24 protein-coding genes and 1 pseudogene are annotated in these 22,380 nt (G+C 57.0%); 10 read left to right on the forward strand and 15 right to left on the reverse strand.

The annotated features are described in order from the left end of the window. Positions 1 to 80: 80 nt before the first annotated feature. Complete coding sequence (locus EYC79_RS07320; RefSeq protein WP_111850892.1) at positions 81 to 818, reverse strand: LuxR family transcriptional regulator; 738 nt, start codon at positions 816 to 818, stop codon at positions 81 to 83. A gap of 878 nt (positions 819 to 1,696) precedes the next feature. On the opposite strand from EYC79_RS07320, the gene EYC79_RS07325 reads away from it, so the two are divergent. From EYC79_RS07325 to EYC79_RS23705, 3 genes and pseudogenes are all read left to right on the forward strand, one after another. Further along, positions 1,697 to 1,936, forward strand: coding sequence for a type II toxin-antitoxin system VapB family antitoxin (locus tag EYC79_RS07325; protein WP_111850889.1), 240 nt, complete (start codon positions 1,697 to 1,699; stop codon positions 1,934 to 1,936). Continuing rightward, positions 1,936 to 2,379 carry a type II toxin-antitoxin system VapC family toxin gene (locus EYC79_RS07330; protein ID WP_111850888.1) on the forward strand — a complete coding sequence of 148 codons (444 nt, stop codon included), beginning with the start codon at positions 1,936 to 1,938 and terminating at the stop codon, positions 2,377 to 2,379. Before EYC79_RS07325 ends, EYC79_RS07330 begins: the two co-directional genes overlap by 1 nt. Positions 2,380 to 2,422: 43 nt before the next feature. Further along, positions 2,423 to 2,558, forward strand: a pseudogene (locus tag EYC79_RS23705) (integrase); the annotation flags it as partial. Here EYC79_RS23705 and EYC79_RS23710 read toward each other — a convergent pair. The 5 genes from EYC79_RS23710 to EYC79_RS07350 all read right to left on the reverse strand — a co-directional run bounded on the left by EYC79_RS23710 (position 2,529) and on the right by EYC79_RS07350 (position 7,560). Then, a complete protein-coding gene (locus tag EYC79_RS23710) occupies positions 2,529 to 2,759 on the reverse strand; it encodes a transposase (RefSeq protein WP_207774171.1) in 231 nt (76 codons plus the stop codon). The pseudogene EYC79_RS23705 and the gene EYC79_RS23710 sit on opposite strands and share 30 nt — an antisense overlap. 19 nt (positions 2,760 to 2,778) lie before the next feature. Beyond that, a complete protein-coding gene (locus EYC79_RS23715; protein WP_207774170.1) occupies positions 2,779 to 3,114 on the reverse strand; it encodes a transposase in 336 nt (111 codons plus the stop codon). Positions 3,115 to 3,164: 50 nt separating this feature from the next. Then, a complete protein-coding gene (locus EYC79_RS07340) occupies positions 3,165 to 3,641 on the reverse strand; it encodes a GNAT family N-acetyltransferase (RefSeq protein WP_207774169.1) in 477 nt (158 codons plus the stop codon). Positions 3,642 to 4,148: 507 nt separating this feature from the next. Further along, positions 4,149 to 7,178 (reverse strand): LPD7 domain-containing protein, encoded by a 3,030-nt coding sequence (locus EYC79_RS23720; protein ID WP_245495213.1) that lies wholly within the window; start codon positions 7,176 to 7,178, stop codon positions 4,149 to 4,151. Next, complete coding sequence (locus tag EYC79_RS07350) at positions 7,171 to 7,560, reverse strand: plasmid mobilization relaxosome protein MobC (protein ID WP_111850886.1); 390 nt, start codon at positions 7,558 to 7,560, stop codon at positions 7,171 to 7,173. The genes EYC79_RS23720 and EYC79_RS07350 overlap by 8 nt, the downstream gene beginning before the upstream one ends. Before the next feature lie 789 nt (positions 7,561 to 8,349). Here EYC79_RS07350 and EYC79_RS07355 point away from each other — a divergent pair. From EYC79_RS07355 to EYC79_RS24015, 3 genes are all read left to right on the forward strand, one after another. Next, positions 8,350 to 9,039: a ParA family protein gene (locus tag EYC79_RS07355; RefSeq protein WP_130977566.1), complete on the forward strand. Its 690-nt coding sequence runs from the start codon at positions 8,350 to 8,352 to the stop codon at positions 9,037 to 9,039. Then, positions 9,036 to 9,350, forward strand: a complete 315-nt coding sequence (locus tag EYC79_RS07360; protein ID WP_111850884.1) for a ribbon-helix-helix domain-containing protein — start codon at positions 9,036 to 9,038, stop codon at positions 9,348 to 9,350. The genes EYC79_RS07355 and EYC79_RS07360 overlap by 4 nt, the downstream gene beginning before the upstream one ends. 145 nt (positions 9,351 to 9,495) lie before the next feature. Then, positions 9,496 to 9,642, forward strand: coding sequence for a GapR family DNA-binding domain-containing protein (locus EYC79_RS24015; protein WP_111850883.1), 147 nt, complete (start codon positions 9,496 to 9,498; stop codon positions 9,640 to 9,642). A gap of 31 nt (positions 9,643 to 9,673) precedes the next feature. Here EYC79_RS24015 and repC read toward each other — a convergent pair whose 3' ends face one another. From repC to EYC79_RS07405, 7 genes are all read right to left on the reverse strand, one after another. Continuing rightward, positions 9,674 to 10,891, reverse strand: coding sequence for a plasmid replication protein RepC (gene repC, locus EYC79_RS07370; protein WP_130977567.1), 1,218 nt, complete (start codon positions 10,889 to 10,891; stop codon positions 9,674 to 9,676). A 198-nt stretch (positions 10,892 to 11,089) separates the two neighbouring features. Further along, on the reverse strand, positions 11,090 to 12,085 hold the full coding sequence (gene repB / locus EYC79_RS07375; RefSeq protein ID WP_111850881.1) for a plasmid partitioning protein RepB: 996 nt from the start codon (positions 12,083 to 12,085) through the stop codon (positions 11,090 to 11,092). Continuing rightward, the gene (gene repA / locus EYC79_RS07380) at positions 12,082 to 13,299 is read right to left on the reverse strand and encodes a plasmid partitioning protein RepA (RefSeq protein WP_111850880.1); all 1,218 of its coding nucleotides are present in this window, start codon (positions 13,297 to 13,299) and stop codon (positions 12,082 to 12,084) included. Before repA ends, repB begins: the two co-directional genes overlap by 4 nt. An 874-nt stretch (positions 13,300 to 14,173) precedes the next feature. Continuing rightward, positions 14,174 to 14,512 carry a hypothetical protein gene (locus EYC79_RS07385; RefSeq protein ID WP_130977568.1) on the reverse strand — a complete coding sequence of 113 codons (339 nt, stop codon included), beginning with the start codon at positions 14,510 to 14,512 and terminating at the stop codon, positions 14,174 to 14,176. 32 nt (positions 14,513 to 14,544) lie between these two features. Next, positions 14,545 to 15,024, reverse strand: a complete 480-nt coding sequence (locus tag EYC79_RS07390; protein WP_111850878.1) for a DNA methyltransferase family protein — start codon at positions 15,022 to 15,024, stop codon at positions 14,545 to 14,547. 645 nt (positions 15,025 to 15,669) lie between these two features. Further along, entirely contained in the window at positions 15,670 to 15,981 is a 312-nt protein-coding gene (locus EYC79_RS07400) for a hypothetical protein (protein WP_111850483.1), read from the reverse strand. After that, positions 15,981 to 16,835, reverse strand: coding sequence for a DUF932 domain-containing protein (locus EYC79_RS07405; RefSeq protein ID WP_111850482.1), 855 nt, complete (start codon positions 16,833 to 16,835; stop codon positions 15,981 to 15,983). The genes EYC79_RS07400 and EYC79_RS07405 overlap by 1 nt, the downstream gene beginning before the upstream one ends. Before the next feature lie 417 nt (positions 16,836 to 17,252). On the opposite strand from EYC79_RS07405, the gene EYC79_RS07415 reads away from it, so the two are divergent. Then, positions 17,253 to 17,513, forward strand: a complete 261-nt coding sequence (locus tag EYC79_RS07415) for a putative hemolysin (protein WP_111850481.1) — start codon at positions 17,253 to 17,255, stop codon at positions 17,511 to 17,513. 212 nt (positions 17,514 to 17,725) lie between these two features. After that, complete coding sequence (locus EYC79_RS07420) at positions 17,726 to 17,968, forward strand: WGR domain-containing protein (RefSeq protein WP_111850490.1); 243 nt, start codon at positions 17,726 to 17,728, stop codon at positions 17,966 to 17,968. An 83-nt stretch (positions 17,969 to 18,051) separates the two neighbouring features. On the opposite strand, the gene EYC79_RS07425 is transcribed toward EYC79_RS07420, so the two are convergent. Both EYC79_RS07425 and EYC79_RS23725 read right to left on the reverse strand, forming a co-directional pair. Beyond that, positions 18,052 to 18,372 (reverse strand): DUF736 family protein, encoded by a 321-nt coding sequence (locus tag EYC79_RS07425; protein ID WP_165456974.1) that lies wholly within the window; start codon positions 18,370 to 18,372, stop codon positions 18,052 to 18,054. 669 nt (positions 18,373 to 19,041) lie between these two features. Next, a complete protein-coding gene (locus EYC79_RS23725; RefSeq protein WP_404944092.1) occupies positions 19,042 to 19,275 on the reverse strand; it encodes an HVO_A0114 family putative DNA-binding protein in 234 nt (77 codons plus the stop codon). Between EYC79_RS23725 and EYC79_RS24020 the strand changes: the two genes are divergently transcribed. Both EYC79_RS24020 and EYC79_RS07440 read left to right on the forward strand, forming a co-directional pair. Next, positions 19,270 to 19,578, forward strand: a complete 309-nt coding sequence (locus EYC79_RS24020) for a hypothetical protein (RefSeq protein ID WP_404944093.1) — start codon at positions 19,270 to 19,272, stop codon at positions 19,576 to 19,578. The two genes, EYC79_RS23725 and EYC79_RS24020, sit on opposite strands and share 6 nt — an antisense overlap. 637 nt (positions 19,579 to 20,215) lie before the next feature. Continuing rightward, positions 20,216 to 22,183, forward strand: a complete 1,968-nt coding sequence (locus EYC79_RS07440; protein ID WP_207774167.1) for a putative bifunctional diguanylate cyclase/phosphodiesterase — start codon at positions 20,216 to 20,218, stop codon at positions 22,181 to 22,183. Positions 22,184 to 22,380 lie beyond the last annotated feature (197 nt).

The following is a 22,380-nucleotide window of genomic DNA, read 5'->3' on the forward strand; positions in this document are numbered from 1 at the left end:
ATCCCTGGTTGTGCGTGGTTGCTACACGACAAGGGATATTCGCCTGATCGACCGCCGCAAACCCGGTCGTTCGACCGGGTTCAATGTGCAATCGCAAACAGATTATAGCTCATAGCTTTTGCAATCGCGTGCGTTGTATTCGACGCGTTGAGCTTAACCCTGGCGGTCTCGAGATAACAGGCGACGGTCTTGGCCGAAATCCCCATGATCTGGGCGGTGGACCAGTTACACTTTCCCGCCGCTCGCCATTTGAGACATTCCAGCTCACGCGGGGCAAGCTTGGGCGCAGGCCTCTCTACGCCCCGAGCCTTCAGAATGCGCTGATGCAAATGGAACGCCAGCATCTGAAAATCCCTTTCGAAGCGCTTCTGGGAGCCGCTCCAATCGACAAGGTTTTGGTCACTGGTGATTGTGAACAAAGCACGGTCGCCGTTTCGCCCGCGGATCGGTATGGTCAGGCCGCGCTTGCCGATACCAAACTCCGCCGCCTCCCCGAAGAAGCGCTTCAGTCGCGTAGTCCGCGCATCGTATGCGCTCCACACAATCGGGAGCAAGCTCGAAAAGCCTTTAGAAATGACAGGATCGATATCGACAAAACTCTGGATTTTATAGTGAGCGACCCATTCGGACGAATAGGTCACGGCGAGAAGCGGTTCTTCTGATCCCTCGCCGGAAAGGTTCACACCGAAATAGGCTGCTGATTTGAGATCATACAGAGAGCAGACAGTCCGTAATAAGTCCGGGACGGATTCGAACGACGCGGTTTCGTCATCGAGAGAATCAACGACACGGTAAAATGCGCTTTCCAAATTGGGCATACATTCAATCCTGAATTAAAAAACTTCCCAAGAATACTACCAGAGCCTGAAAGAGCGAGCTACAAAATCATAGTCTTAAGTTGCCGTTCCACTCAGAGCGACACCATTTTATCATACTGCATGAACAGAGACGGTCATCACAGGACACCCTTGAGCTGTAGGCGCTGGTCCGCGACGCGCACGGCTGGAGTAGCTCTGACTCATTAACCAGACCATCACGGCCTATGTCAGAGTTGCGCGAGCCGCGTGATGAAAAGGCTGTCGAAAATGTTGGTCAAAACGGCGAACGTGGCGAGTTCAGAGTAGGCATCTCTGCCTCAATGCAATGGTCGACAGCGCTGTTATAGACCGCCACACATTCCCTATTGGGGATGCGGGACATATAAGGGGTGCCGTCGAAATCGGCATTGGAATCCACGGCTCGGCTCAGCTGGCAGCCAGCGGACTGCGCTTCGCCTCGCACTGCATGATCGACCCGCCCAGCGAACTTGGCTCCATCTTAGCGTAGATGGAGCACGGGCGAGTTTAGGATCGCCGCGATTGAGTACCGGTCGAGATCCTCAAGGCGGAGGAATCGATCGGCTTCCTTCTCATTGCGGTCGCCTACGATTGTCTCGGCGACCGCGGCCATCTGTTTTTGCGAGATAAAAAGGGCGAACCCACATAGGCCCGCAGAACGACCCGAACACGTTTGATGGTCGAAGCGGTAAATCCCGTTCGCCAGCTCAAGGTGAAACATAAAAGAGCGTAAAATCCTGCTGTAATTCAACATACTGCCGACATCAGCCTGATAAACCCATATCCAAACCGCTGCTTGGTCTTTTTGCTGGCGAGGATATGCAAAATGGGATATGATTATATCCTCGAAAGGATATGCCATGCCTCTCTATATCAAGGACCCGGAGGTGGATCGCCTCACCGAGGAGCTGATCGGCCTTACCCACACCAGCAAGGTCGATGCGGTGAAGAACGCTCTGAAGCGCGAGATTGCGACCCGTAAGGCGGCATTGCCGATCCGCGACCGCTTGGCGAAATCTCTGGCATTGGCGCGTGAGGCCGGGCCGTTCGCACCCGGCGACCACAAGCGCGAGATGGATGACATGTGGGGCGAGGAGTAATGCTTTTCGTGGATGCCTCGGTCATCGTCGCCATCCTTGCCCAGGAAGACGATGCTGCCTTTCTGATCGACCGGCTCGAGCAGGCCGGTGGCCCGTTCTACGTCTCACCCGTCGTGCGCGTCGAAGCAACGCTTTCGCTCACGCGCCGATTGGCCGAGGCCCGCGGTAAGGACAAACCCGCAACGCCCGACATGATGGAAGCTGCCAGCCGCATGGTCGACCAGTTTGCGGCCGATCTCGATTGCAAGGACGCGGTCATATCCGCTGATGTGGGGAGCAGAACTCTCGATGCTGCTCAACGATACGGCAAGATCATGAACCATCCGGCCAAGCTCAATATGGGCGACTGCTTCGCCTATGCCTGCGCCGAAGCCTACGGGCTGAAGATTGCCTTTAAGGGCGACGATTTCGTCCACACCGACCTGGGATGGCAGAACCACTAGCCAGTGTTGGGCGCGGCCTGTAAATCGGCAGGCCGCAATCTGCCCGGACCGTCTGTTCGATCAGGGAAGTGGCGCGTCTCGTCAAGAAGGCGGTCTTGGCCGCCGGTGTACGCCCGGACCTTACCCAGACCGAGAGGGCTGAAAAGTTCTCAGGCCACTCGCTGCGCGCCGGCATCGCCCTCGCCGAGCCGCTTCATATAGCCGACTCGCTTCTCTTCGGCCTCTCGGATGAACTTTGAAAGCGCGCCTCGCGTGAAGTTCTTGTCCTTGTTGTTCACCGCCTTGATACGTGTGCCATCGACCGCCAGAAGCTCACGCCCGAAAAGGTCTACTTGCCGGCACAGCAGCACCAACTCGCGAAACACCTGACGGAAGGCCATGCGGTTGTTGCTACGGAAATCAGCGATCGTTGAAGTCAGGCTTCAGATGCCGAAGCAGCCAGATTACCTCGATGTCGCGATGCGTCTCGGCTTCGAGCCGCCGGCTCGACCGCACCAGGTTGAGATAGCCATAGATATAAAGCTTCAGAAGGTCAGCCGGATTGGATCCGGGTCGACCCGTCGCCTTCGCCACCACACGGATGAGCTCGGCCGACGTCAGGTCAAGTTGGTCTACAAAAGCTTCGCCGAAACGGACTGGATTCTCCGGCCCGACATAATCGTCCACTGCCTCGGGCAAGAGCAAAATCTGCGAGCAGTGTGTTCCGAAGAGATGCGCGATGGCAGATCCTACCATGATGTGCCGCTTGGGAGAATCCCTGCCGGATACCGTTTCTGGATGCGGCATCAGTCCGGAAATTCTTCCCACGCTTCGGCATAGGATTTGAACCCGATGCGTTCATAGGTGGATTTTGCTTTCGGATGGTCATTGGTGTCCGTGTGAAGCCATATGCGGTCAGGTCGGTCGCTCCATATAGCTCGGAGGGACCAATCCAACAGATACGGTCCCAGACGGCGGCCTTGAGCAGCTGGGATCAGGCCAAAGTGTTTTAGCTCTACCTCCCTCTCACCAAAACCATCGAACTCGCACAGCCAAAGTGCTTGCCCGTCGTGCCGCAAAATATAGAGAGCGGTGGAAGGGCTGCGCAAGAACGTCGAAAGCTCATTCATTGGCATTCGGAGACGCTCATCCCATTGCAGGGTTGCACCTACGCAATGATAGAGCTGAAGATAATCTTCAGCGTCAGGGCTTTCCTTCGCGATGCGGGCACCAGCAACTGGCGGTGACAAAGCAGCACCGTGCGGGGGCTCAACTTGTTCCATATATGTGACGAGGAGACGGACCATAATTCGCGGTAGGCTCGATAATTGCCAATGAATAGCTGATCCGGTTTATATAATCGACTTCTCACACGGTCTGTGGGAGTTTTGCGGAAGTTTCTTCCGACGAAGCGTGGGCTCCGAGACCTATCGTCGTTTGTCAGTCTTATTCTTCCTTGACACGCTCCGCTTTCCCACGACCCCCACGAGTGTCTGGCAATATGGGCGTGGACCAAATGCCTTTTCGTGCGATTTACTTAGCCCTGTTGTGAATACTCCACCGGCTGAAGCCGGTGGCTTCCGGTTACGGCTCGAAGCCGGATCGGTCCGCCGTCCGGCGTACGGGGTGCAAAACAAAAACCTATGCGGTTCTTATCGAATTACCGGCACCGCCGAGCACGTAAATCAGCTCAACCGAATTTCTGTACTCAAGCGCATAAATGCGATCTTCAATCCCATGCCGGCTAAAGCCGTGGGGTTTACGGATCCCCTATCGGGGACTCTAAATCCTCAATGGCGCTGCCTCGGCTTCTGCTTTCGAGCCTGCGTCTGGCGGTTTGCCTCCTTCTCGGAGAGAAGCTCCTTTTGATCGAGGCGCTGACGCTCGATTTCAGGCGACTGAGCGGCATCTGCCGGGATCGGTTTGGTGGGGTTCTGTTCGATAGCCTTTTCGGCTCGAACAGCGGCTGAGGCTTCTGCTTTCGTCCGGTAGGCATGATCGTCGCCACCGCCATCGATCGGTCGTTCTCCGGTCTTTGCGGTGCGTTTTGCCTGCTTCACCTCACGAGCGGCCTCAGCCTCTGTTTTCTCCTTCACCGTTTGGAGCGCCATCCCGATTTCCGCGTCGGTCCGGCGGACAGCTGGCGCCGCTTCAGCGCCATCGACGAAGCCGAGCTGCTTGCGCTCGCGGGCGCGCTCTTTCTCCTGCCGCTCCTCGACCTTCGCGCGGGCTGCTGTGAGTTTCTCCTGAAGCTCGGGGTTGGACAGCCTGAAGCCATGCTCTGCGGCGAGTTCGACGGCGATCGCCTTGTCACGCTCGGAGCCATTGACAGCGACAATACCCCACTTTTCCGACGCCACCCGCATCGCCTCGAGGATCGAAGCGCGCTCACGATCTGTCGGCTTCACCTTATCGCCTGTATCGAGCGGCGTCTTTGGCCCGTCCGGCGTCTGGGTGGACGCCAGCTCGACTTTCGCACCCGCCTCTGGCTGGATCACTTGTTCCTCCCGCTTCTGTCGCGCTGCGGCGGCAGGCGTGAATGCCAGTACAGCGTCCCGAAGGTTGGGAGTCTGAGTCCGATCAAGATGCGCACCGCCAGCACCCTCGGCATCTCGCCGGTCTGTCTGCCGCGTCTGTGTCTGCGTCACGCCCGGAAGGACGCTTGCCTGCTCCGGACGTTCGCGCGCGATCCGATCCTGGGCGGCGGCAAGCTTCTCCTGGAGCTCCGGATTGGTCAGCTGGAAACCGTGTTCCGCGGCCAGTTCGACAGCCAGTATCTTGTAGCGATCGGGACCGCCGACACGCACGGCTCCCCACTTTTCCGCGCCGAGTTGGAGAGCTGCGAGCACGGCCTCACGATCCCGAGAGCGGCTGACCTCCACGCGATCGCCATGATCGGTAAACGCGACAGCGCCGATCCGACCCTCCGGCGCTCGCTGGCTGTAGCGGATATCCTCACCGCGCTTTTCTGCAACGAAGCCGACAAAGCTCTGCGGGACAGGCTGAACCCAGGTTTCCCCTTCGATCCGGCCGCGTTTCGCCTCGATTGCGGTCAGAGCCTCGATCATCTTCGTCTGGCTCACATTCAGCTTCTGACGCAGGCCATCGAACTCCGCAAGCCGCTTTGGCGGCAGGTTCTTCGCCAAGGTATCGAGATTGGTCTCCATCTCGGCAAATGCCGAGGACATCGTCTCCAGGTCCGCCATGTCAGGCTCCTTTGCTGTCGTAAATTTATGGAAGTATCGTTCGGTCGCTGCCACCACACCGCTCAGGACGGCCTCAAGGGTCCGCCGCTGGAAATGGCGTATGGTGTCCGGGGGACCCGCATGACCGGACTCTGCGATCTGCAACTGACCACTCCAGCCAGCAGCACTTTCCACGGCATGTCTCAGCCCCTCCTGCCGTGTCGGGATGTGGACGACCTGCTGGCGGACAGCCTCGACGCGGCGACGAACCGTCTCGGAAGCATCACCCCTCTCAACGCGCCGAATATCCTTCATCTTGAAGCCCGGCGGATTGGCGCGTTCGAAGCGACTGACAGCGTCCATCGGGATGTTTCGTTCGCGTGCCTCCTGCGCCAGGGCCGCACGCCAGCGCCTGAGATCCTCGATCTTCGGATGCAGTTGCTTGCCGGTCTCCGACACCATCTTTACCACCGCATGGATATGGAGGTGATTGCGATCTTCGTGCAGCGTGAACAGAAAGCGATGGTCGGCAAACTCCCTGGCGAGCATGGCGCGGGCGGCGCCGACAAAAGCCTCCTTCGACGTCCCCGGCTTGGCGCTGAGCACGATATGGGCGACATCGCGCCGCTGCTGCGAGCGCAAATCCCGCTTCCAGTCCCGTGCCTCATCCAGAATCGAGTATTCGCCGCCGACCTCGTGCTGCCCAACAAAAGCGCCGGCCTTGTCCATTCGGACCGCGGTGATCGTGTGGCGGCCAGCCTTCTGCAGCTGGCCGAGCGCGCGTGCGACGCCCTCGACCCCGTGACTGAAGCCATGCACGTCGACACGCGCCTCCGCCCCAAAAGCACCTTTCAACCGCGCTTCAAGGTCCCGCAGCGATTTGCGGTTATCGAATATCCGGCCAGCTCGCGTCTCCCCCTCCAGGCGCCGCCGCGCGGCACTGATCACCAGCTCGACACGCCGGCCATCCCCGCCAACATCGCTTTGCCAGGCGATCCTGTGACCGGTAAGGGCGCCTTTCAGTCTCTCACCGACTACATCATGCGATAAATCTTCCGACGAAGGCAGGGTGAGTGATAGGCGCAGCACGTCCTTTGAGGGCTTGCGGCCATCCTCTTCGGCCCAATCGTTCGCCAACGCCTTGATCCAGTCGCGCCCCTCGAGCAACTCGCCGGCTTCGTTCTCGACGGGGAGTTCACCATCGCGGCTCTGATAGCCGAGCAACTTGCCAACCCGCGTCTTCCCAGCCGCAAAGCTGACGAGCTTGACCACGGCGGGCTGAGAGACTCGTGCAATGGACCGCCGGAAAACCGCAGGCCTATCCGACAGGGCAGTCGCACTTGCCCCCGCCTCATCCTGGCTCCTCTGTCCAACACGGCGTGAAGTGGCTTTCCGGCCACCGGAACCACTGCCGGGGCGCCGGCGCAACTCATCGTCGAACAGCACTGGCTGCGACGTTGGACCGGTCCAGGGGCGGCCACCCGATTGCGGTCGCCCCTCGTACGTCACTGGCGGACGCCCGCGCTTTCGGATCCCGTCGGCCTTGCCTGCATCGAGACCTGGCAGGCTTGCCAGAGGCCGCTTCTTGCGCTCCGCCTCATCCAGCAATGCCAGAAAGCCGCCGAGATCAAACATCGCCGGTCACCCTCTGGCGGGCGACACGCTGCTCCTCATCGCACATCGCGCGGATCTCGGATGCCTGGTCGTTTACCAGCCGTGCCAGACGGCCAATCCCATCGATCAACACTTCGAAGGCGGGATCGTCCTTGCCGCTCAAGCCGCGCGCAATCCGGTCGAGGCTGCCACCAACCTGCCGGAGCTCCTCGGCATGGACGCGAACAGCGAAACCACCCTCCCCGTCCAGTGTCGCCCCAAAGCCACCGGCCCGGCGGGACAGCCGCCGCAGGACCTCGCTGACACTCAACCCGACATCCACGCTGAACGTCCGAAGAGCGAGAAACTCTGCCTCGCTCAGGCGCACATGCACGACTTTCTGTCGGGTGGAATGCCTCGCCATGATCCTTGCTCACCGCCTCTTCTTCTCTCCTGGTCGCGGCTTCCGCGACTGCCGGGAGGATCTTTTCGCCCGTTTCGGGCACACGCCAGTTTTGTATCACCAAAACTGCTATCCTGCCATCCAAAAATAGAGAAAAATTCAATTATTTCCGTGGGTTAAGTGGCTCTATAGCCATGTGCGGCCCGCCTGGCTGTAGTGGCTCATGAGGCTCAGGGCGTGCCCTGGAACGAAGTCGTCGGATTTCGGGTCTTTGTAGGCGCGGCCGACGCGCTGACAGCTAAATGTTCAACCAATGACCGAGTTTCCAACGACTTGAGTGGCCGTATAACCTAGTGCTGCTCGTCGTGGCGGTTGCGACCGTCGAGGCTAAATGACGGCCTTGCGATAGTGCAGCCTTATTGCAGGGCCGTTGCCGGCATAGCCGGAGCCCTGCCGCCCAAATGCAGGGATTTCCGGCAATTAGCGTGGCTGTTCGGCCATCTGTGGCTCGTCTGGCCGCAATGGCCCAACGGGCTTGTTCGACCGCATTGGCACACCGATCGGATGATTTAATATGACATATATGAATAATTGTTAGTGAGTTCGTCAGTCTTCGACCAGAGTTGAGGGCAGCCCCATTCGAGGGTCCATGCGGGGAATACCTACCAGTCTCTACGCGCGCCAAGAAGGCCTAGTCAATAACGGGCCGCGTTGGCTCGTGGGCCACGCGTGACTTATCAGCCTTGGCAGCCTGTCCGTTTACTGTTATATTACGTATATGACTATTTATCATGCTTATCGTGAGGGCCGATGACGATCCTTGCTTTCGCTCATTCAAAGGGCGGGGTCGGCAAGTCGACCTTATGCCTGTTGATTGCCTCCGAACTCGCGCGCAGCGGAACACGCGTGCTCATCATCGATGCAGACCATCTGCAGCAATCCTGCCTGCAATGGACCGAGCGCTGCCGCGCAGCGAACTCTCTCGCGGCCACCCTGTCAACGGAGCCTGCCTCCAAGCCCGACGACCTGAAACGGATTCTCAAGTCTACCAAAGCCGACATCGTTCTCATCGACGTCCAAGGCTCCATGCACGATCTCCTTATCGCGGCGATCGTCGCGAGTGATCTCACGCTGGTCCCCTCCAAGGCGAACGTCATGGAGATGATAGAAACGGTGAAGCTCTTCGAATGGGCAACCATCCTGAAGCGCGCGCCGCTCCGCCTCGTACTCAATCGCGTCGACGGTATCGACACCAATACGACAGCGTTCCGGGATGCCGTCCGCATGATCCGCGAGCATAGACTTCCGGCCCTGCCGACCTTCGTCCGCGCCCGCAAGATCTACGAGCAATTCACCCGCGATGCCGGTTCGCTCCACCACATCGCCCGAGACCCCTCCAAGGCGGAGCAGGTGGTCAAGGCACGGGCCAACATCCTTGGTCTTATCGCAGACATCACCGCGGCGATCGATCTCCCCGCATCAAAGGACGGCTCCGAATGACACAATTTCCTCCCCTTCCCAGAGGTCGCCGCAATCTCGATGACCTCGACGCCCTGATCGACGCTTCCATCGGCCAGTCCGAAGTCGGTCAGGACCAGCGTCATGGCAGCACGACCAGTGTCTCCCCGATACAAGTCGATCGTGAGCGGCCGCAAGCCGCATCGCACCCCGGCGCAGGCCCCGAACGGTTTCGTGTCATGATCGACCCCGCCGTGATCGTCGCGACCAAGCATCTCGCTCTTGAAAGAAAAGTCGCCCCCTCGGAGATCGTCGAGCTGGCGCTGCGGCAGTATCTCAACCTCGAAACATGACCGTCTCTCGCGCGTGCGCGTGCACTCGAGGCACCCAGAGAGAACTGGAAAACTAAATGGCGAAAGAACCGGACTTGAAGGAACTGGTTGAGGAGATCGAAGACATCGTGGATGACACGCACGACCTTAACACCCAAAAGGCGGGGTGTACAAGAAGGCGCGATCCAAAGGCTACGATGTGCGAACTCTCAAAAAGGTCGTCAGCCAACGGCGGAGACGTGGTCACGGTGGTCAGGCGAAAATTCAGGTCCATGACAGCACTGTCGAGCGATACCACGCCTTGCTGGAATGAGCGACCGAGTACCTGGACATCATGAACTCTCTCACGATGCCGACCTTTGGCCGTCCGCGCCAGCAGCACGCAGCAGTGCCATCAGCATCGGCCCAAGTGAGAACTCACCTTGTTCCGCCCTTCGCGTCAGGTCGCGGAGATATCCACCGGCCGAGTTGATATGCCCTGCCCTTTCGAGGATACAGGCGATGGCCGTGGCGGCATTTTCAGGCCCCATGACCTCGCAGGCAAGCTGATATGCCGACGGGCTCACCCCCAGCATCGATCGGACCACAACGGCTGCAGCCATCAGGTCGCGCCACCGCTCCACTTTGCCGTCCGGACTGTAGTCGGCTATTTGCGGGCAAGCCCTCAAAACCATCCCCAATGGGAAAGCCGTCAGCGTCTCACGCTTTGGCTTCTGATTTGTCGCAACGGTCACGCCCTGCTCTTTTTCGGAGCTAGGTTCAAGTTCATTAAGGGATTCGGGTTTTGAATTCTGTATGTGGCACCCATCTTGGACATCATTGCCGTCTGTTTTTTGTGTTTTAAGCTGAATTTCCAATTGGTTGAGAATCTCCTCACGAAGGACGCTCATCTCGTTGAGAACAATTTCGATATCTGTGCGGGAAGGATGTCGCGGCAGACGGGAAACCAGATCGACATAGATGGCCTCAATGGCTGTCCAGTCACCCTCAGCACCCTCCTCAATGGCAGCGCTGATCAGCTTGCGGACGTCGCGGCGGCAGATGGTCAAGGCTTCTCTGGCGAGCTTGTAGCGGCGCCTTTCGGCGACCACATCCTGTGCGCGCTGAGCCAACTCCTCAGCTCTTACGAGGAGCGGAGAGAGATCGAAACCGTAGGCCGCCTCAATCTCCCCTGCCCCGTCCCGATGGACATAGCGTTTGCCATTCGGGCTGTCGCGGCGCTGGATAAGGCCGGCCTCGACAAGCGCTGCTAGGTGACGACGCAGGGTCGTCCCCGCAATCCCATGGGCGCGGAGGGAGAGCTGTTGGTTCGACGGGAAGACCACAAGGCCCTGCTCTACCGACAGTTCCTTCTCAGGATAAAAGCTCAGCAATGCGTCAAGCACGGCTAGGGCACGATCCTGAAGCCCCAGAGTCTCTCTCGCCTCGCATGCGTCTCGGAAAACACGCCACTTATCGACAGGTCTGGCATCCTGATTTCGAGCCGCTTCGAACTGGCCTTTTACCAAGGCAAGCTTCGCTGGCCGCCGCCCGAACGGCGTCGTCACATTTCCACTTTGCATCTTCCTTCACCTTTCAAAAGGCAAAAGAAATTCGCTCACCAAAACGGCGCTAAATGCTTGACAGCGATTCCGGGAAATGCGAATCTCGATCTTGCTAGAGAATACGAGAAGGGCTTCCACGGCTTAGGTCGATTGGGGGCCTTTTTCTTTTGCGGACTTGTCTCCATTTTCGAATTAAATTGTCAGATGACAATTCGCTTAAGTGTCTGCCTTCGTGGACATTTCTTTTTCGAAGGCTGTAACGAGATCCGGCATGCGACTCGAAAGAAACGCAGCAAACTCTTTCGACGTCACCGCGAGTTTAGATGCGCGCGATCCGTGCTCAAACGATCCGAGAACCCGGCCATCTTCGGTCCGTATCGGCTCTTTTCGGTTCGGTTTTGTCGGGACGGGCTCCTGAACGCTTTTCCAGAGCCGCTCGAAACGAGTGTTAGAATCTGCTTCGACAAACTCAGGAGAACGAATTTCAGACTGCACCCGCTGCGCTACAGTGACGCTCTTCAAGCGTTCGACAATTGCGAGCCAACGTGGTCGGCCTACCTTGGGTGCAGGGCCAATGGCCAAAATAATATCTTGACCCACACCTTCTGCTACCTGAAGCAAGCGAGACGTTTCGGGCTTATCGACAGACAAAGCTTTCGCGATCGTGTCGCGATCGAAACCGTGCGTTTCAAGCCGCTGGGCAAACAACGCCTTTTCGATAAAGCTCAGATCTACACGAGGACCGTTTTCTTGGCCTTGCGCCAAAACCACTTCTTCATCTGACAACGCTTTCACAACCGCCCTGACGGGGCGGCCTGTCAGGGCGGCGACGCGCAAGCGGCGATGACCGTATGCGGCTTGGTAACGTCCTGGATTAGAAGGATGCGGCCTCACAAGGATCGGAACCTGTTGACCGCTCTCTGAGATAGACGACACCAAGCGATCGAATTCTGGATCATTCTGTTCCGCGATGCGATCTTGTACAAATGCGGCATCAACAAATGCCGGGTCGAGTTCGACGACTTTGTCACCTGCGGCGAGCACCTGCCGCAGCTCCTTGGCCGCTGCGGCCTCTCCACTTAGACGCTCCATGGATAGATTCATCGCACGAACCGCCCCACTTGGTTTGTGGGGCTGCGGTGCTACCTGGACACCACCTGTGCTTTGACCGGACTCACTGATCAAGGTTTTAAGGACATCCCTCGCCTTCATGCTCTACTCCATGCATCGCGCACTAATGCTTCGACCTCAGCGTTGACACTGTCCATCGCCTCGACAGCTCGATCATAGGTCTGCCGGTTCATCGTCTCCCGACCCGCCTCGTAGATCGTCTGCTTGGAAAGGCCGGCGTCCGAAACAGCGGTCGATTTCACCATCATGGAGGTTAGGACGCGCTCACCAAAAATACTCCTGAGAAAAGCAACGATTTGCGCCTGCGGCCCATCATTCGGCTCATAGCGCGTGACCAGATAGCGCATCCAGTCGTAGTCGAGGTTCCCGCCTGCCTCTCTCACTACATTCAAAAGATCCGATGTCATCGACAGAAATTGGTTCATCGAAGCCACGTCCAACATTTGCGGGTGCACGGTGATCAGGACGGCCGTCGCGGCACAGAGGGCCGACAAGGTGAGAAACCCGAGCGTCGGAGGGCAATCGATTACGACGACATCATAATTGCCTTGCACCTCCGTCAGTGCCGAACTGACACGCATGAAGAACATATCGGTATCGTCACCGTCTCGTGAGGCGAGAGCACGCGGGGTGTCGTGCTCAAACTCGTGAAGCTCTAAGTTACCGGGGATAAGATCCAAGCCTGAGAAATAGGTCTTCCTGACGATCTCTGTGACAGACCGTCGATGCTCGTCGTATCGGATAGCACCATAAAGAGTCTGATTTTCATCGACATCGAATTCCGGCTGAAAGCCCAGCATCGCCGACATCGATGCCTGTGGATCCAAGTCCACCGCAAGCACGCGATAACCGCGCAGAGCTAAATATTGGGCGAGATGGATGGCAGTGGTCGTCTTCCCTGAGCCGCCTTTGAAATTCGTGACAGCGATGACTTGTAGGTGGTCATTTTCACGACGACCAGGTAGGTAGGTTGGCTTCGTCCGTCCGAGAATTTGGCGGATCGTATGAACCTCGCTGAGCGAGAATGTTCTCTTGCCCGAAGCAGTCTTTTCTGAGGTGACCGCATCTTCCTGAGTGGCTATGTGCCTGACGTAACTGTCCGTGACGCCAAGAAGCTTTGCGGTCTCGCTGCTGCTGAACCGCCGAAGCGACTTTTTTGAGCTTGGAGAGAACAACCGCTCAAAAAGCTCTTGTAGCTTCGAGCTCAGGACGGCAGAATCTGTCCCAATGGTTTCGTCGATCGAAACACGATTGCCTTTTTCCATTTTCACGGAAATTGCCGCCCTATTCGCCATTCACGCCATTCCTAAAAATTCCTGATATTTTGCGTGAATGATGATCATGCGTATCGTATCGTCAAGCTATTTTTAGTTAAAGCGTCTAAACGACTTTGCGCTCAACCCGATATCTTTGTTTTTCAATGCCTTACAATGATTGTCAGGTGACAATTTTTGCCGACCGATATTCGAAGGAAATTCAATACGCGAGAATCGGATAGAATCGCTTCTGTTTATTGGAGGGTTTAGTCAGCGCCCTCCTTGATCTTGGAATCAACAAGATACCGGCGCATACGCATCTAAGGCTGCGTGGTTGGCATGCAAGTTACACTAGGATTCGGTAGGTAATAGATGATGACGGCGGGCAGGTCAGGCCCTCTTCCGCACAGTTCCGAAACGGTAAGTTTTCTTACCCAATGCAGTGAGCCGAGAAACTCGTAGTCGTGACGGTCTCCGCAATGCGGCAATCCCCGGCGTCATCGATATGCGCGTGTCGGCCAACGGTGTAAGGATGGTCGTTGCGAGCCAATAGCGCTCCAGCCCCCGGTGACGGATGTTCTGCTTCATGATCCAAAACCATCCTGATGGCACTTTCACGGACTTCAGCTGAAAACTTCTTCCTTGTCTTGCTAATAATGGCTCCCGTCTCTCAGAAGTTGGAACCTCCGGCAGACGCGGGCGGTTCAACCGTTAGCGGTTGGCAATGCCTCCAATGGCAGCGGCGACGAGATGGAGCGAGGCGACAAGCGCCCTGGCCGCTCTTGCGGCCGGAGCCTTCGCCATCACCTCGGCGCTAGTTGGGAGCGCGGCTACGGCTCCAGAGCAGCTCAGCCTAGGTGAGATGTCGGGTGAAAATGCGAAGCTTGAACATTTGGCTGTCCGAGGGGTGGGGTTAGGGGACCCCTCGGTAACGCTTCGGCCGAAGGCTGGCCGTGAGATCGCGGCGACCAGACCGTACGCGACATAAAAACAAACTGAGCTGGCCGCGCATATCGGCTGTGTAAGTCGCAACCGTAGTGGATGTGGGCTTTGGGGTATCTCCGGTGCCGGCGTCTCGGATCGCAAATCGCGCTGCTGCCTCTGGCGCATCGTCCATCTTTCTGAGCTTACCAGCCCATCCGCCGAGAACATGGGCGCAGGTCGCCCATTCCTCCCGAAACTCCATTCTGAGAATATCACCCTTGATGACGAGGGCGGGGATGTGCATCAACGCGAATTGAATATAGGCCATGTGGACCACCCGGCGATCAACATCAACCGCCGTCACGTGAAGGCATTGTTGATAATTGAAGCCAGCCTCCCTGACGGCTCGGCCAAAGCGATGATCATGGTGCCAGATCCGCACGCCGGTTCCTGGGCGCACATGAAACCCCTCCCCTTCAGTTTCTGCGTGATCGTCTGTCCCATCATCTGGTAGATCGGACACGGGGTGAAAAACTGGCCGCGCGCCGTGTTGTGAAGCTCAAGAGCATGGAACACCGGACCGAGGATGTCGGTCGGGCTTGCTTCGAAAGCCTGAATGAGTTCGCCCATGATCTGTGGGAAAAGGTCTAGCGCCTCGCAGTCATACCGCGTGATGATTTCGATATAACGGCTCTCGCGCTTTTCTCTGTGACGGAGATCGACAGCGTTGCTGAACGAGATCGCCGCACAATCGCACCAGTCGCCGAAGACCGTATAGAGGTCATGGCTGTAGCGCATCGCTTGAAACAGCTTCACGATGGATTGGGTATATTGTGTCATCTCGTCCGATCCCGATTGTTCGCGCCAGTGGCTTTTCCTTGCCCCTCTCGGCAGGGGCTGCGCTCCTGCTCCCCGATCTCGTGCGGAACAGCGGGGGTTGGGGGGGGCAAGGAGAAAGTCGGTAGGGGGATCGCCCACCCGAAGGGCAGCGCGGACCTGCGCATGTCCTGCACGACCGGAGCGCAGCGACGGGAGGAAGGATGGGGAAACCGGAATTTGTCCTTGTGGAGGATGGGGAGCAGCGTTCCCCATCCTCCTCCTAAGAAAAAATGAGAGCATCGGAGAAATCAGCATAGCGGCGACCGACGGGCGGATTTCGGGAATTCTCGCACGCTGGCGCGGAGACAGGGCAGCCGCAGGAGACTTAGCATAGCGCCACGAAGCGGAAGCCGGGACCGACTGCCCCCGCGCCGGCGTTCGGTGCGAAAAGTCGAAGGTGCTTCAGCGCCCGCTTCCTGACGATGGCCTGGTGCTGCTTCCCGTCGAGAACGAGAGCAAGCCACTTGATCTGTTCGGGTGACAGGGTGGGTGGGGAGTTCGAGGGGCGGGGCCGACAGGGGGAGCCCTTCGAAGGCGGCCGGGTTCGTCGTGAAAACCCGGCCTGATCGGGTCCGCCGCGCCTGATGGCGTTCCTGTCTTCGTTCTCTAACAAACGATCTCCAGCGTCAACGACGATCGCTCGCAGAGCTGCGCGGCGATGCATTCTGCGTCATGGAAACTGATGCAATCGGTGATGGCTTCGCAACCACCAGCGATCAGCCTCCCGTAGATCGTGAAAAACTGCGCCTCGTCGCGGGATATTCCACCTTCGATCATCGTTCCGCTCTCGCCATCCTCGGCAGCATCGATGCACCCGCCAAGCTCTAGATCGGAGAATGTTCTCCAATCAGGCTCTTTCAGGTCCGTGCAGCAGTTGAACAGAATGTTAGGTGCGAAGGTTGCGGAATCGGGGCGCATCAGCGCGCCCCTTTCAGCTTTGCCATCTCCTCACCAAGAAGCCACAGCGCTTTGTTGAGTCTGATATCCTGATCGATCCCGGTGACAGCACGGGATTTGACACGGCGAGGGCGTCCAAGGTCGTCGCGGCCAACTGCCCGAATCCCGCCTTTGATCGCATTCTCCTGCACGACGTTCCATGTGCTCCAAAGATCATTTCCGAGATCGCCGGAGCGGCGTTGCGTCAAAAGCTGCTCAGGCTTGATGGGCGTCGTTACTTCGCCGCTGCTGTCGCCAAAGCGCAGAAGATGGGCACTCCTTGCGAGGATCTCCCGCTCGTCGCGATTGAGCTGCATGTTCGACCAGTCCTGTGGGGCAACAAGTGCCTGCTCGGCAGCCTTCAGGACAGTATAGGTCCCATCGATCACCTTGCCCTGCACGTCCCCGGAATGGCGCACCTTGATTTCCTCCACCTTGCCGGTCTTGGCGACAAGCGAGTTGAGGCAACGGATGCGAAACAGACCCGCCATCAATTCATAGGCGCTTGTCCCGTCATTCGCGTTCTTCAGAAGGATTTCGCAGACGGTATCGCCAACATTGTAGGTCTTGCCATCGTCGATGCGGCGAAGACGGATAAGATGTTTCGTAAACTCTGCTTTGCCCTCGGTGCGACTGGTGGCCTGTCGAGCGCCGACGGGCACAAAACCTTCCTTCGTCAGCCCACGCAAAATCTCGATGGTCGGAATAGGCTGAAAGCGTTCCGAACGGCTTTCATGTGCGGACAAGGCAAAGATGGATGGCGCGACCTTGCGCATTTCATCCTCGGTCAAGGCGCGGCCAGTGTCGAAACGTGCTGTGTCTGTGTAGATGCTCATGATGGTATCTCCAACGGTTCCCGATATCCGAGAGAGCAAGCCCCGCAGTGGGCGAAGCCTTTCGCCACCGTTTCGGTGGATGTGCCCTCACATCCTCCGGAACGAAGGGGAAAGGGCGAAGCCCGCTCCCCGTTGGTCTGTCGGGCTAGTCATGGGTCCGGACGGCTGAAAAACGGAAGGTTCGGCGCGCAAGCGGTGAAAGCCGCTTTTTCTGACGGCCGGACAGGCGAAGCCTGCTTGCCCATTGGCGAGACCGGGAGACCATCATAGAGCGGGGAAACAGACAGGAAGAAGGGCAGCAAGCACGAGCAGCTGCACCGTGCGGAAGAGAGCGCCGGAGGGCGGTCACGTCGTTGTTATGAAAAGATTTTAATTGAAGAAGCTGTCCACGGCCTTAATCGCAACCACGAGGGTAAAATGAACCGTCTTCATTGTATGCTTACTGCAGCCACATTCGTTGCTATGGCGGGTGCTTCCACCATCGCCCATGCGATGGGCAACCCTGCTTCCGCCTTCTGCAATGAAATGGGCGGACGATCAGAAACCGCGACATTGAAATCAGGCGACGAGATTGGTCTGTGCTATCTTCCAGGCAAGAAGGTCGTTGAAGAGTGGACCCTATTTCACATGTTCGATGGAAAGGTCCCATCAGACGATGACAATCCGTTTCTCGACTGACATGGCCTGAGCAAGGCAGAGAATTATAAGGGAGCGTTCTTACGCTCCCTTTTTTGTTTAATGGAGCGCTCGCTCTCGGGGTCGTCTCTCTGAGGAACCACTCAGTGGCTCATGGTCTGATGCCGTTATCGATCATTTACGTGAATCATGACCAGCGAACTGATTCAAAACTCTGATTGGACACGAGCAGCCGTAACGGCGAGAATCGCCGCATGCCGATACAGCCTTCGCCCTTTTACGCCGAACGCCTCGATCCTGCCCGCAACATGGCGCGGTTCTACGCGCTTGAGGTTTGCGAGGATCTGTTTGGCACGATCTGGCTCGAGCGACGTTGGGGCCGGATCGGAAGCCGCGGCCAAATCAAGGTCGAGCTGATCGGCAGAGGCGAGGATCCGTTCACGCGTCTTGCAGCGCTGGCGCGCAAAAAGACGCAGCGCGGCTATCAACAAAAGTAATGTCCGCCGACTGGCGGTCCTTCTTCAGGCCGACCGACGATAAGACGATGCCCCCGGCTTTTGGCCGGGGGGCTGTCGAGCTGTCAGTCCCACGCGATGACGGCCATCAGCTCGTCATCGTCCTGTCCGGGATAGCGGCCGAGATTGGCGTTGAGCTTGCCATAGCCTGTGTTAACGGAGAGGGTGAAGTAGTCGCCGCCGTTCTGGTTCTTCTTCTGCCAGATGCCGCCGATTTCGACACGGCGGCCACGGGGCGTCTTGGCGAAGAGGCGATAGACCGGAGCCTTGGCGTTGGTGCTGTCGAATTCTTCACCGAAAATATCGAGGTCGTATGCGAGCGATGCGATGTTGCCGGTGAGCGTGTTGTTGTCGTTGAAGCGGATGAAGTTGACGAGATCGGTCATGGCGGTGTCTCCTTGGTTTGCGTTGCCGATGGTCACGACAGAGCGGCCGGAAGACGGGCTGATTGCACCCGAAGGGGCAGAGCGGATGCGGAGCACCGCAGGCAGCAAGGAATTTGCTTCGCGAGGAATGGCGTCCGCCAGGGGAAATTCGTTGATGAGTGCGGTTGCTGTCAGACTGGCCGGCCGCAGTGACCCATCGACTGAGGCAACGCGACCCAAGGAGAGACCGGGTTCTCTCGATCACGTCTCATCCCCTTCGATGATAACGACACGCTCACCGGGATCATCCGCCGCTCATTAAGGGCGATATCTTCGGTGAAGAATTTGCCAGCGCGATGACCCAAGCAATAGCTCTTTCTCTCTGCCCACTCAGGCTCCGGGACCGCTTCTCGTCTATTATGGAGGGCATTTGGAGAAGAGGAACCGGTAGGAACGGCGTTGGTCTGCTGCAGTCTCGCAACATATTGTCGTGCATTTCGACGCCAGCCTTACCGCCAATCCGAGTTGATGTTGAGCCTCCGTAGCTCATGTCTAAAACACCATTCCAACAGCCTCTGGCCTAAAGCCGGGGGCGTCGTCATTCCATCGACGGAAGATTTCCATACGGGCGGGCAGGGGTGCGCGAGGGGAAGGGCCGAAGGGGGTTCCCCTCGCCCGAGTCAGCGGCCCTCACGCTGCTAACTTAAAGGTCACATCGAATTCAAAGTGAATTCCATCATAAGGAAACTCAACACCCTTTTCATGTCGCTCAAGAACATCGCTGTTGATGAGCGTCGTGATGTCGCGGTGAACAGCTTGTACATCGCGATTGACACGTCTTGCGACTTCGCGGATCGCAAGTGGTCCCTGAGCGGTCAGCGCCTTTACGATATCGAGCCGCAACGGAGCGAGAATACGATGCATGTCCTCGTAAGTTTCAAATCCGAGGGTGGGCGCAGCGTCTGTCAGTTTTCAAGACTTGGCGAGATCGGCCTTGGCGAGAATCTCAGTTTCCAGATCATCGAAGGTACTCAAACGTACGGTCAGTTTGGTCATGCCAGAATCCTTTCGATGCCTGTTCTGAATGCCCTTAAGCAGGCTGCGCAGATTGTTGAGCTCGATTGGTTCTTCGCGTCCCTCTATGTGGCATGGTCCCTTTCCCGTGCTCATTGTCATACCGAAGAACACAAACGCCCTTCACGACAAGAGCAAGGCGATATTTCCTGAGTATGGACACTACCGGGAACCAGCTTGGGCAATTCCCACAACACGATCTCGTAGAATGAGCGCTCGGAAAGAGCGACGCAAGATTTCTGAATGAGAACTGCTTTCATGTTGTTGGCCATAACAACAGAGATGCCCGTTGTCAGCAAAAACAACAGACGCTTTCATCGATAAGTCGGACGCGGCAATGGCGTCCCGGCGGAGCGCTGCCTTGATGGTATAGCTGTTGCGGTTCCATGATGGACTCCACCAAGTCTTCATCTTGCGAAAAGGTTTTGATGGTGTCCCCAAATATTTAGTTCACGTTGTTCTAGGTAGCGTCGAAGAGCAGTCCCGCAAGGTCACTACGCTTCATCTAATCAGGCCGTAAGGCACGCATTCCGCGTTGCAGAGAAGAAACGCGAAACCTTCCAGAAGCATTCTGAATTTTCCCCTTGTGTTCGCAATAGGGAGAAGTTCCTCATTATGTAAGATCATAGTGATAACCAATAAATATCTTTAACTCCTTACCACTAACAGAGACCAGAAGACCGGCTGCAGTTGCCATCAAAGAAGGTAGTTCGGGAATTGTCGGAGGTGACTTTCAACCGCAGCACTACGAGCCTCCGGCCTGAACGGTCGATTTAATGTGAGCATTTTCATGAATGAGATTAGTTTGCGTGATGCGGTCCTCACGGATCAACTGTTTGCCGTCAGAAAAACGGTCGCAATATCAATTCCCGTGAACATGCTCCTGGGATTAGCATCTTTGCTGGTGGCGATCCACGACAATAAGACGGTCATCGCATCGTTTTGGTTTGCCTGCTCGTCCATTGTTAATATTTTTCGTTTGGCACTCTGCCGGCTTCCCGTCCAACGGCGCGGACGGCAGGCGGGCGCGACGATCTTGGGAGTGCCGTGCCTCGGCGTTTCGAGCCATCTTCGGATCCACACCGCCCTCGCTTTCGTATCCGGTCTAGTTTGGGGCTTCATCCCCGTTCTGTGCAACTGGTATACATCGCCTCACACTCTCTTTTACCTGACGGTGGTCTGCGGCATTACCGCGGGCGCTGTGACGCACGGATTTGCCTATGCTCGTATTCCTGTGTGCTTCATCACCCCACCCCTGCTCTCTGTCGTCATGTGTCTGGTGTTAGCAGGTGGCTTTGATCGATACATGCTGGCAGCAGCCGTAGCGCTTTATTTAGTGGCGCAAGTCCGCAGCACACGCGATGGACAGGCGTTTGTCATCAACGATATCAAACAGAAGCACCAAGCCACTGCGTTATCCCGATCACTTGAGATCGCAAATCAACAAAAGACTTCGTATGCTGAGGAGATGCAACGAAGAGCAGCCGAAGATCCATTGACCGGTCTTTTGAATCGTCGTGGATTTATGGAAGTGCTTGAAGAAAAGATTGGACAAAATAACTTTGGCTCTCTCATGCTCCTTGACCTAGATGGCTTCAAGTCGGTCAACGACTCGTTCGGGCACAAAGCTGGTGATCAGGTCCTGATCGAAGTGGCGAAAAGATTGAAAGACGTCATTCCGGATGACGTGCTACTTGCCCGCATGGGGGGCGACGAATTTGCGATCTTGCTCAACCATCGAGCAACGAAGGAAAATGCAGAGACAATTGCCGAGCAGATAATGATGGCCATCTCCGTGCCATTCCCGAAACTGAACGTCGGGCGCGTGGGCGCCAGTGTCGGTATTTACATCGGCTCACTAAACGAAATCGAAAAGGCTCTCGTGTATGCGGACACTGCACTTTATGCCGCCAAGAAACAAGGTCGCAACTGTTGGCGCCTGTTCGATCAGGAACTACAAACGCAGGCCGAGCTCTTTCATGACATTGAGAGGGATCTTGCTCAGGCGTTGCTCAACGAAGCGCTGGAAGTTCACTATCAACCAATCGTTGGCGATGGCGGAAAACGGGTAGATACATTGGAAGCGCTCCTGCGCTGGCATCATTATCAACATGGATGGGTCGCTCCGCCGACTGTCGTCGAGATAGCTTCCAGGACAGGGCTTGCCGAGGCACTGCTCCGCTTCATCATAAGCGAGGCGGTCAAAATGGCGCTAGTCGTGAAGGAGATGAACGCAGGTGACGTACGGATTGCTGTCAATGTGTCTCCCCGGGAGCTTGCACAACTCGCGGTAGACGACTTGATCTTCGCGGCGCTCAATGAAGCTGGGCTAAGCCCCTCAGCGCTAGAGGTGGAAATAACCGAGGATGTCGGGATCGATCTGAGGGCTGTCCAGTCCAAAATCGAGCGGCTCTCTAAGGCCGGTGTCCGTATCGCGATCGATGATTTCGGTACGGGGTACTCATCACTTGGCTCACTCCATGACATCCGTGCTGATCGCGTCAAGATCGATAAAATCTTAGTCACGGGGACAACACTTGTATCGGCTTCGAGGTCCCTGATTGACGCCATCTTGCTCGTTTCCCAAGCGTACGGCTTCGATGTTGTAGCGGAGGGTGTGGAAACCGAGGAGGATCTTAAAACAATGAAGACGCTTAATTGCGCTCTGTTGCAGGGCTACCTTTTTGCACCCGCGATGCCGAAAGACAGGGCTGTCGCTTGGCTTCTAGAAACGCCGAGGAACATGAACAGTTTATAAGAAATTCATAGTACAAACACCCGGCCGCTTCTCGTCTGTGTAGGGTATTGGCAGAAGGCGAACCGGCAGGAAACGCGTTGGTGTACTGCACTTCTCGCAACTTGATGTCGTGCATATCGACGCCTGCTTCCTGTCAGTCCAGCGGGGTTAATGCTGAGGCTCCGTAACCGCATGTCTAAGACACCATCCCGACAGCC

Origin of the sequence: Agrobacterium cavarae (genome assembly GCF_004310285.1) — a bacterium.
GTDB lineage: Bacteria > Pseudomonadota > Alphaproteobacteria > Rhizobiales > Rhizobiaceae > Agrobacterium > Agrobacterium cavarae.

Bases quoted from the DNA above. Each gene is read 5' to 3' on its own strand.
- EYC79_RS23715 (WP_207774170.1), bottom strand. From the start codon at position 3,114: ATGGTAGGATCTGCCATCGCGCATCTCTTCGGAACACACTGCTCGCAG.
- EYC79_RS07425 (WP_165456974.1), bottom strand. From the start codon at position 18,372: ATGACCGATCTCGTCAACTTCATCCGCTTCAACGACAACAACACGCTC.
- repC (WP_130977567.1), bottom strand. From the start codon at position 10,891: ATGCAAAGTGGAAATGTGACGACGCCGTTCGGGCGGCGGCCAGCGAAG.
- EYC79_RS07405 (WP_111850482.1), bottom strand. From the start codon at position 16,835: ATGAGCATCTACACAGACACAGCACGTTTCGACACTGGCCGCGCCTTG.
- EYC79_RS07390 (WP_111850878.1), bottom strand. From the start codon at position 15,024: ATGACACAATATACCCAATCCATCGTGAAGCTGTTTCAAGCGATGCGC.
- EYC79_RS07325 (WP_111850889.1), top strand. From the start codon at position 1,697: ATGCCTCTCTATATCAAGGACCCGGAGGTGGATCGCCTCACCGAGGAG.
- EYC79_RS07415 (WP_111850481.1), top strand. From the start codon at position 17,253: ATGAACCGTCTTCATTGTATGCTTACTGCAGCCACATTCGTTGCTATG.
- EYC79_RS07440 (WP_207774167.1), top strand. From the start codon at position 20,216: ATGAATGAGATTAGTTTGCGTGATGCGGTCCTCACGGATCAACTGTTT.
- EYC79_RS07360 (WP_111850884.1), top strand. From the start codon at position 9,036: ATGACACAATTTCCTCCCCTTCCCAGAGGTCGCCGCAATCTCGATGAC.
- EYC79_RS07355 (WP_130977566.1), top strand. From the start codon at position 8,350: ATGACGATCCTTGCTTTCGCTCATTCAAAGGGCGGGGTCGGCAAGTCG.
- EYC79_RS07340 (WP_207774169.1), bottom strand. From the start codon at position 3,641: ATGGAACAAGTTGAGCCCCCGCACGGTGCTGCTTTGTCACCGCCAGTT.
- EYC79_RS24020 (WP_404944093.1), top strand. From the start codon at position 19,270: ATGCATGTCCTCGTAAGTTTCAAATCCGAGGGTGGGCGCAGCGTCTGT.
- EYC79_RS07330 (WP_111850888.1), top strand. From the start codon at position 1,936: ATGCTTTTCGTGGATGCCTCGGTCATCGTCGCCATCCTTGCCCAGGAA.
- EYC79_RS07385 (WP_130977568.1), bottom strand. From the start codon at position 14,512: ATGGCCTATATTCAATTCGCGTTGATGCACATCCCCGCCCTCGTCATC.
- EYC79_RS23710 (WP_207774171.1), bottom strand. From the start codon at position 2,759: ATGGCCTTCCGTCAGGTGTTTCGCGAGTTGGTGCTGCTGTGCCGGCAA.
- EYC79_RS07400 (WP_111850483.1), bottom strand. From the start codon at position 15,981: ATGCGCCCCGATTCCGCAACCTTCGCACCTAACATTCTGTTCAACTGC.
- repB (WP_111850881.1), bottom strand. From the start codon at position 12,085: ATGAAGGCGAGGGATGTCCTTAAAACCTTGATCAGTGAGTCCGGTCAA.
- EYC79_RS07420 (WP_111850490.1), top strand. From the start codon at position 17,726: ATGCCGATACAGCCTTCGCCCTTTTACGCCGAACGCCTCGATCCTGCC.
- EYC79_RS23725 (WP_404944092.1), bottom strand. From the start codon at position 19,275: ATGCATCGTATTCTCGCTCCGTTGCGGCTCGATATCGTAAAGGCGCTG.
- EYC79_RS23720 (WP_245495213.1), bottom strand. From the start codon at position 7,178: ATGTTTGATCTCGGCGGCTTTCTGGCATTGCTGGATGAGGCGGAGCGC.
- repA (WP_111850880.1), bottom strand. From the start codon at position 13,299: ATGGCGAATAGGGCGGCAATTTCCGTGAAAATGGAAAAAGGCAATCGT.
- EYC79_RS07350 (WP_111850886.1), bottom strand. From the start codon at position 7,560: ATGGCGAGGCATTCCACCCGACAGAAAGTCGTGCATGTGCGCCTGAGC.
- EYC79_RS07320 (WP_111850892.1), bottom strand. From the start codon at position 818: ATGCCCAATTTGGAAAGCGCATTTTACCGTGTCGTTGATTCTCTCGAT.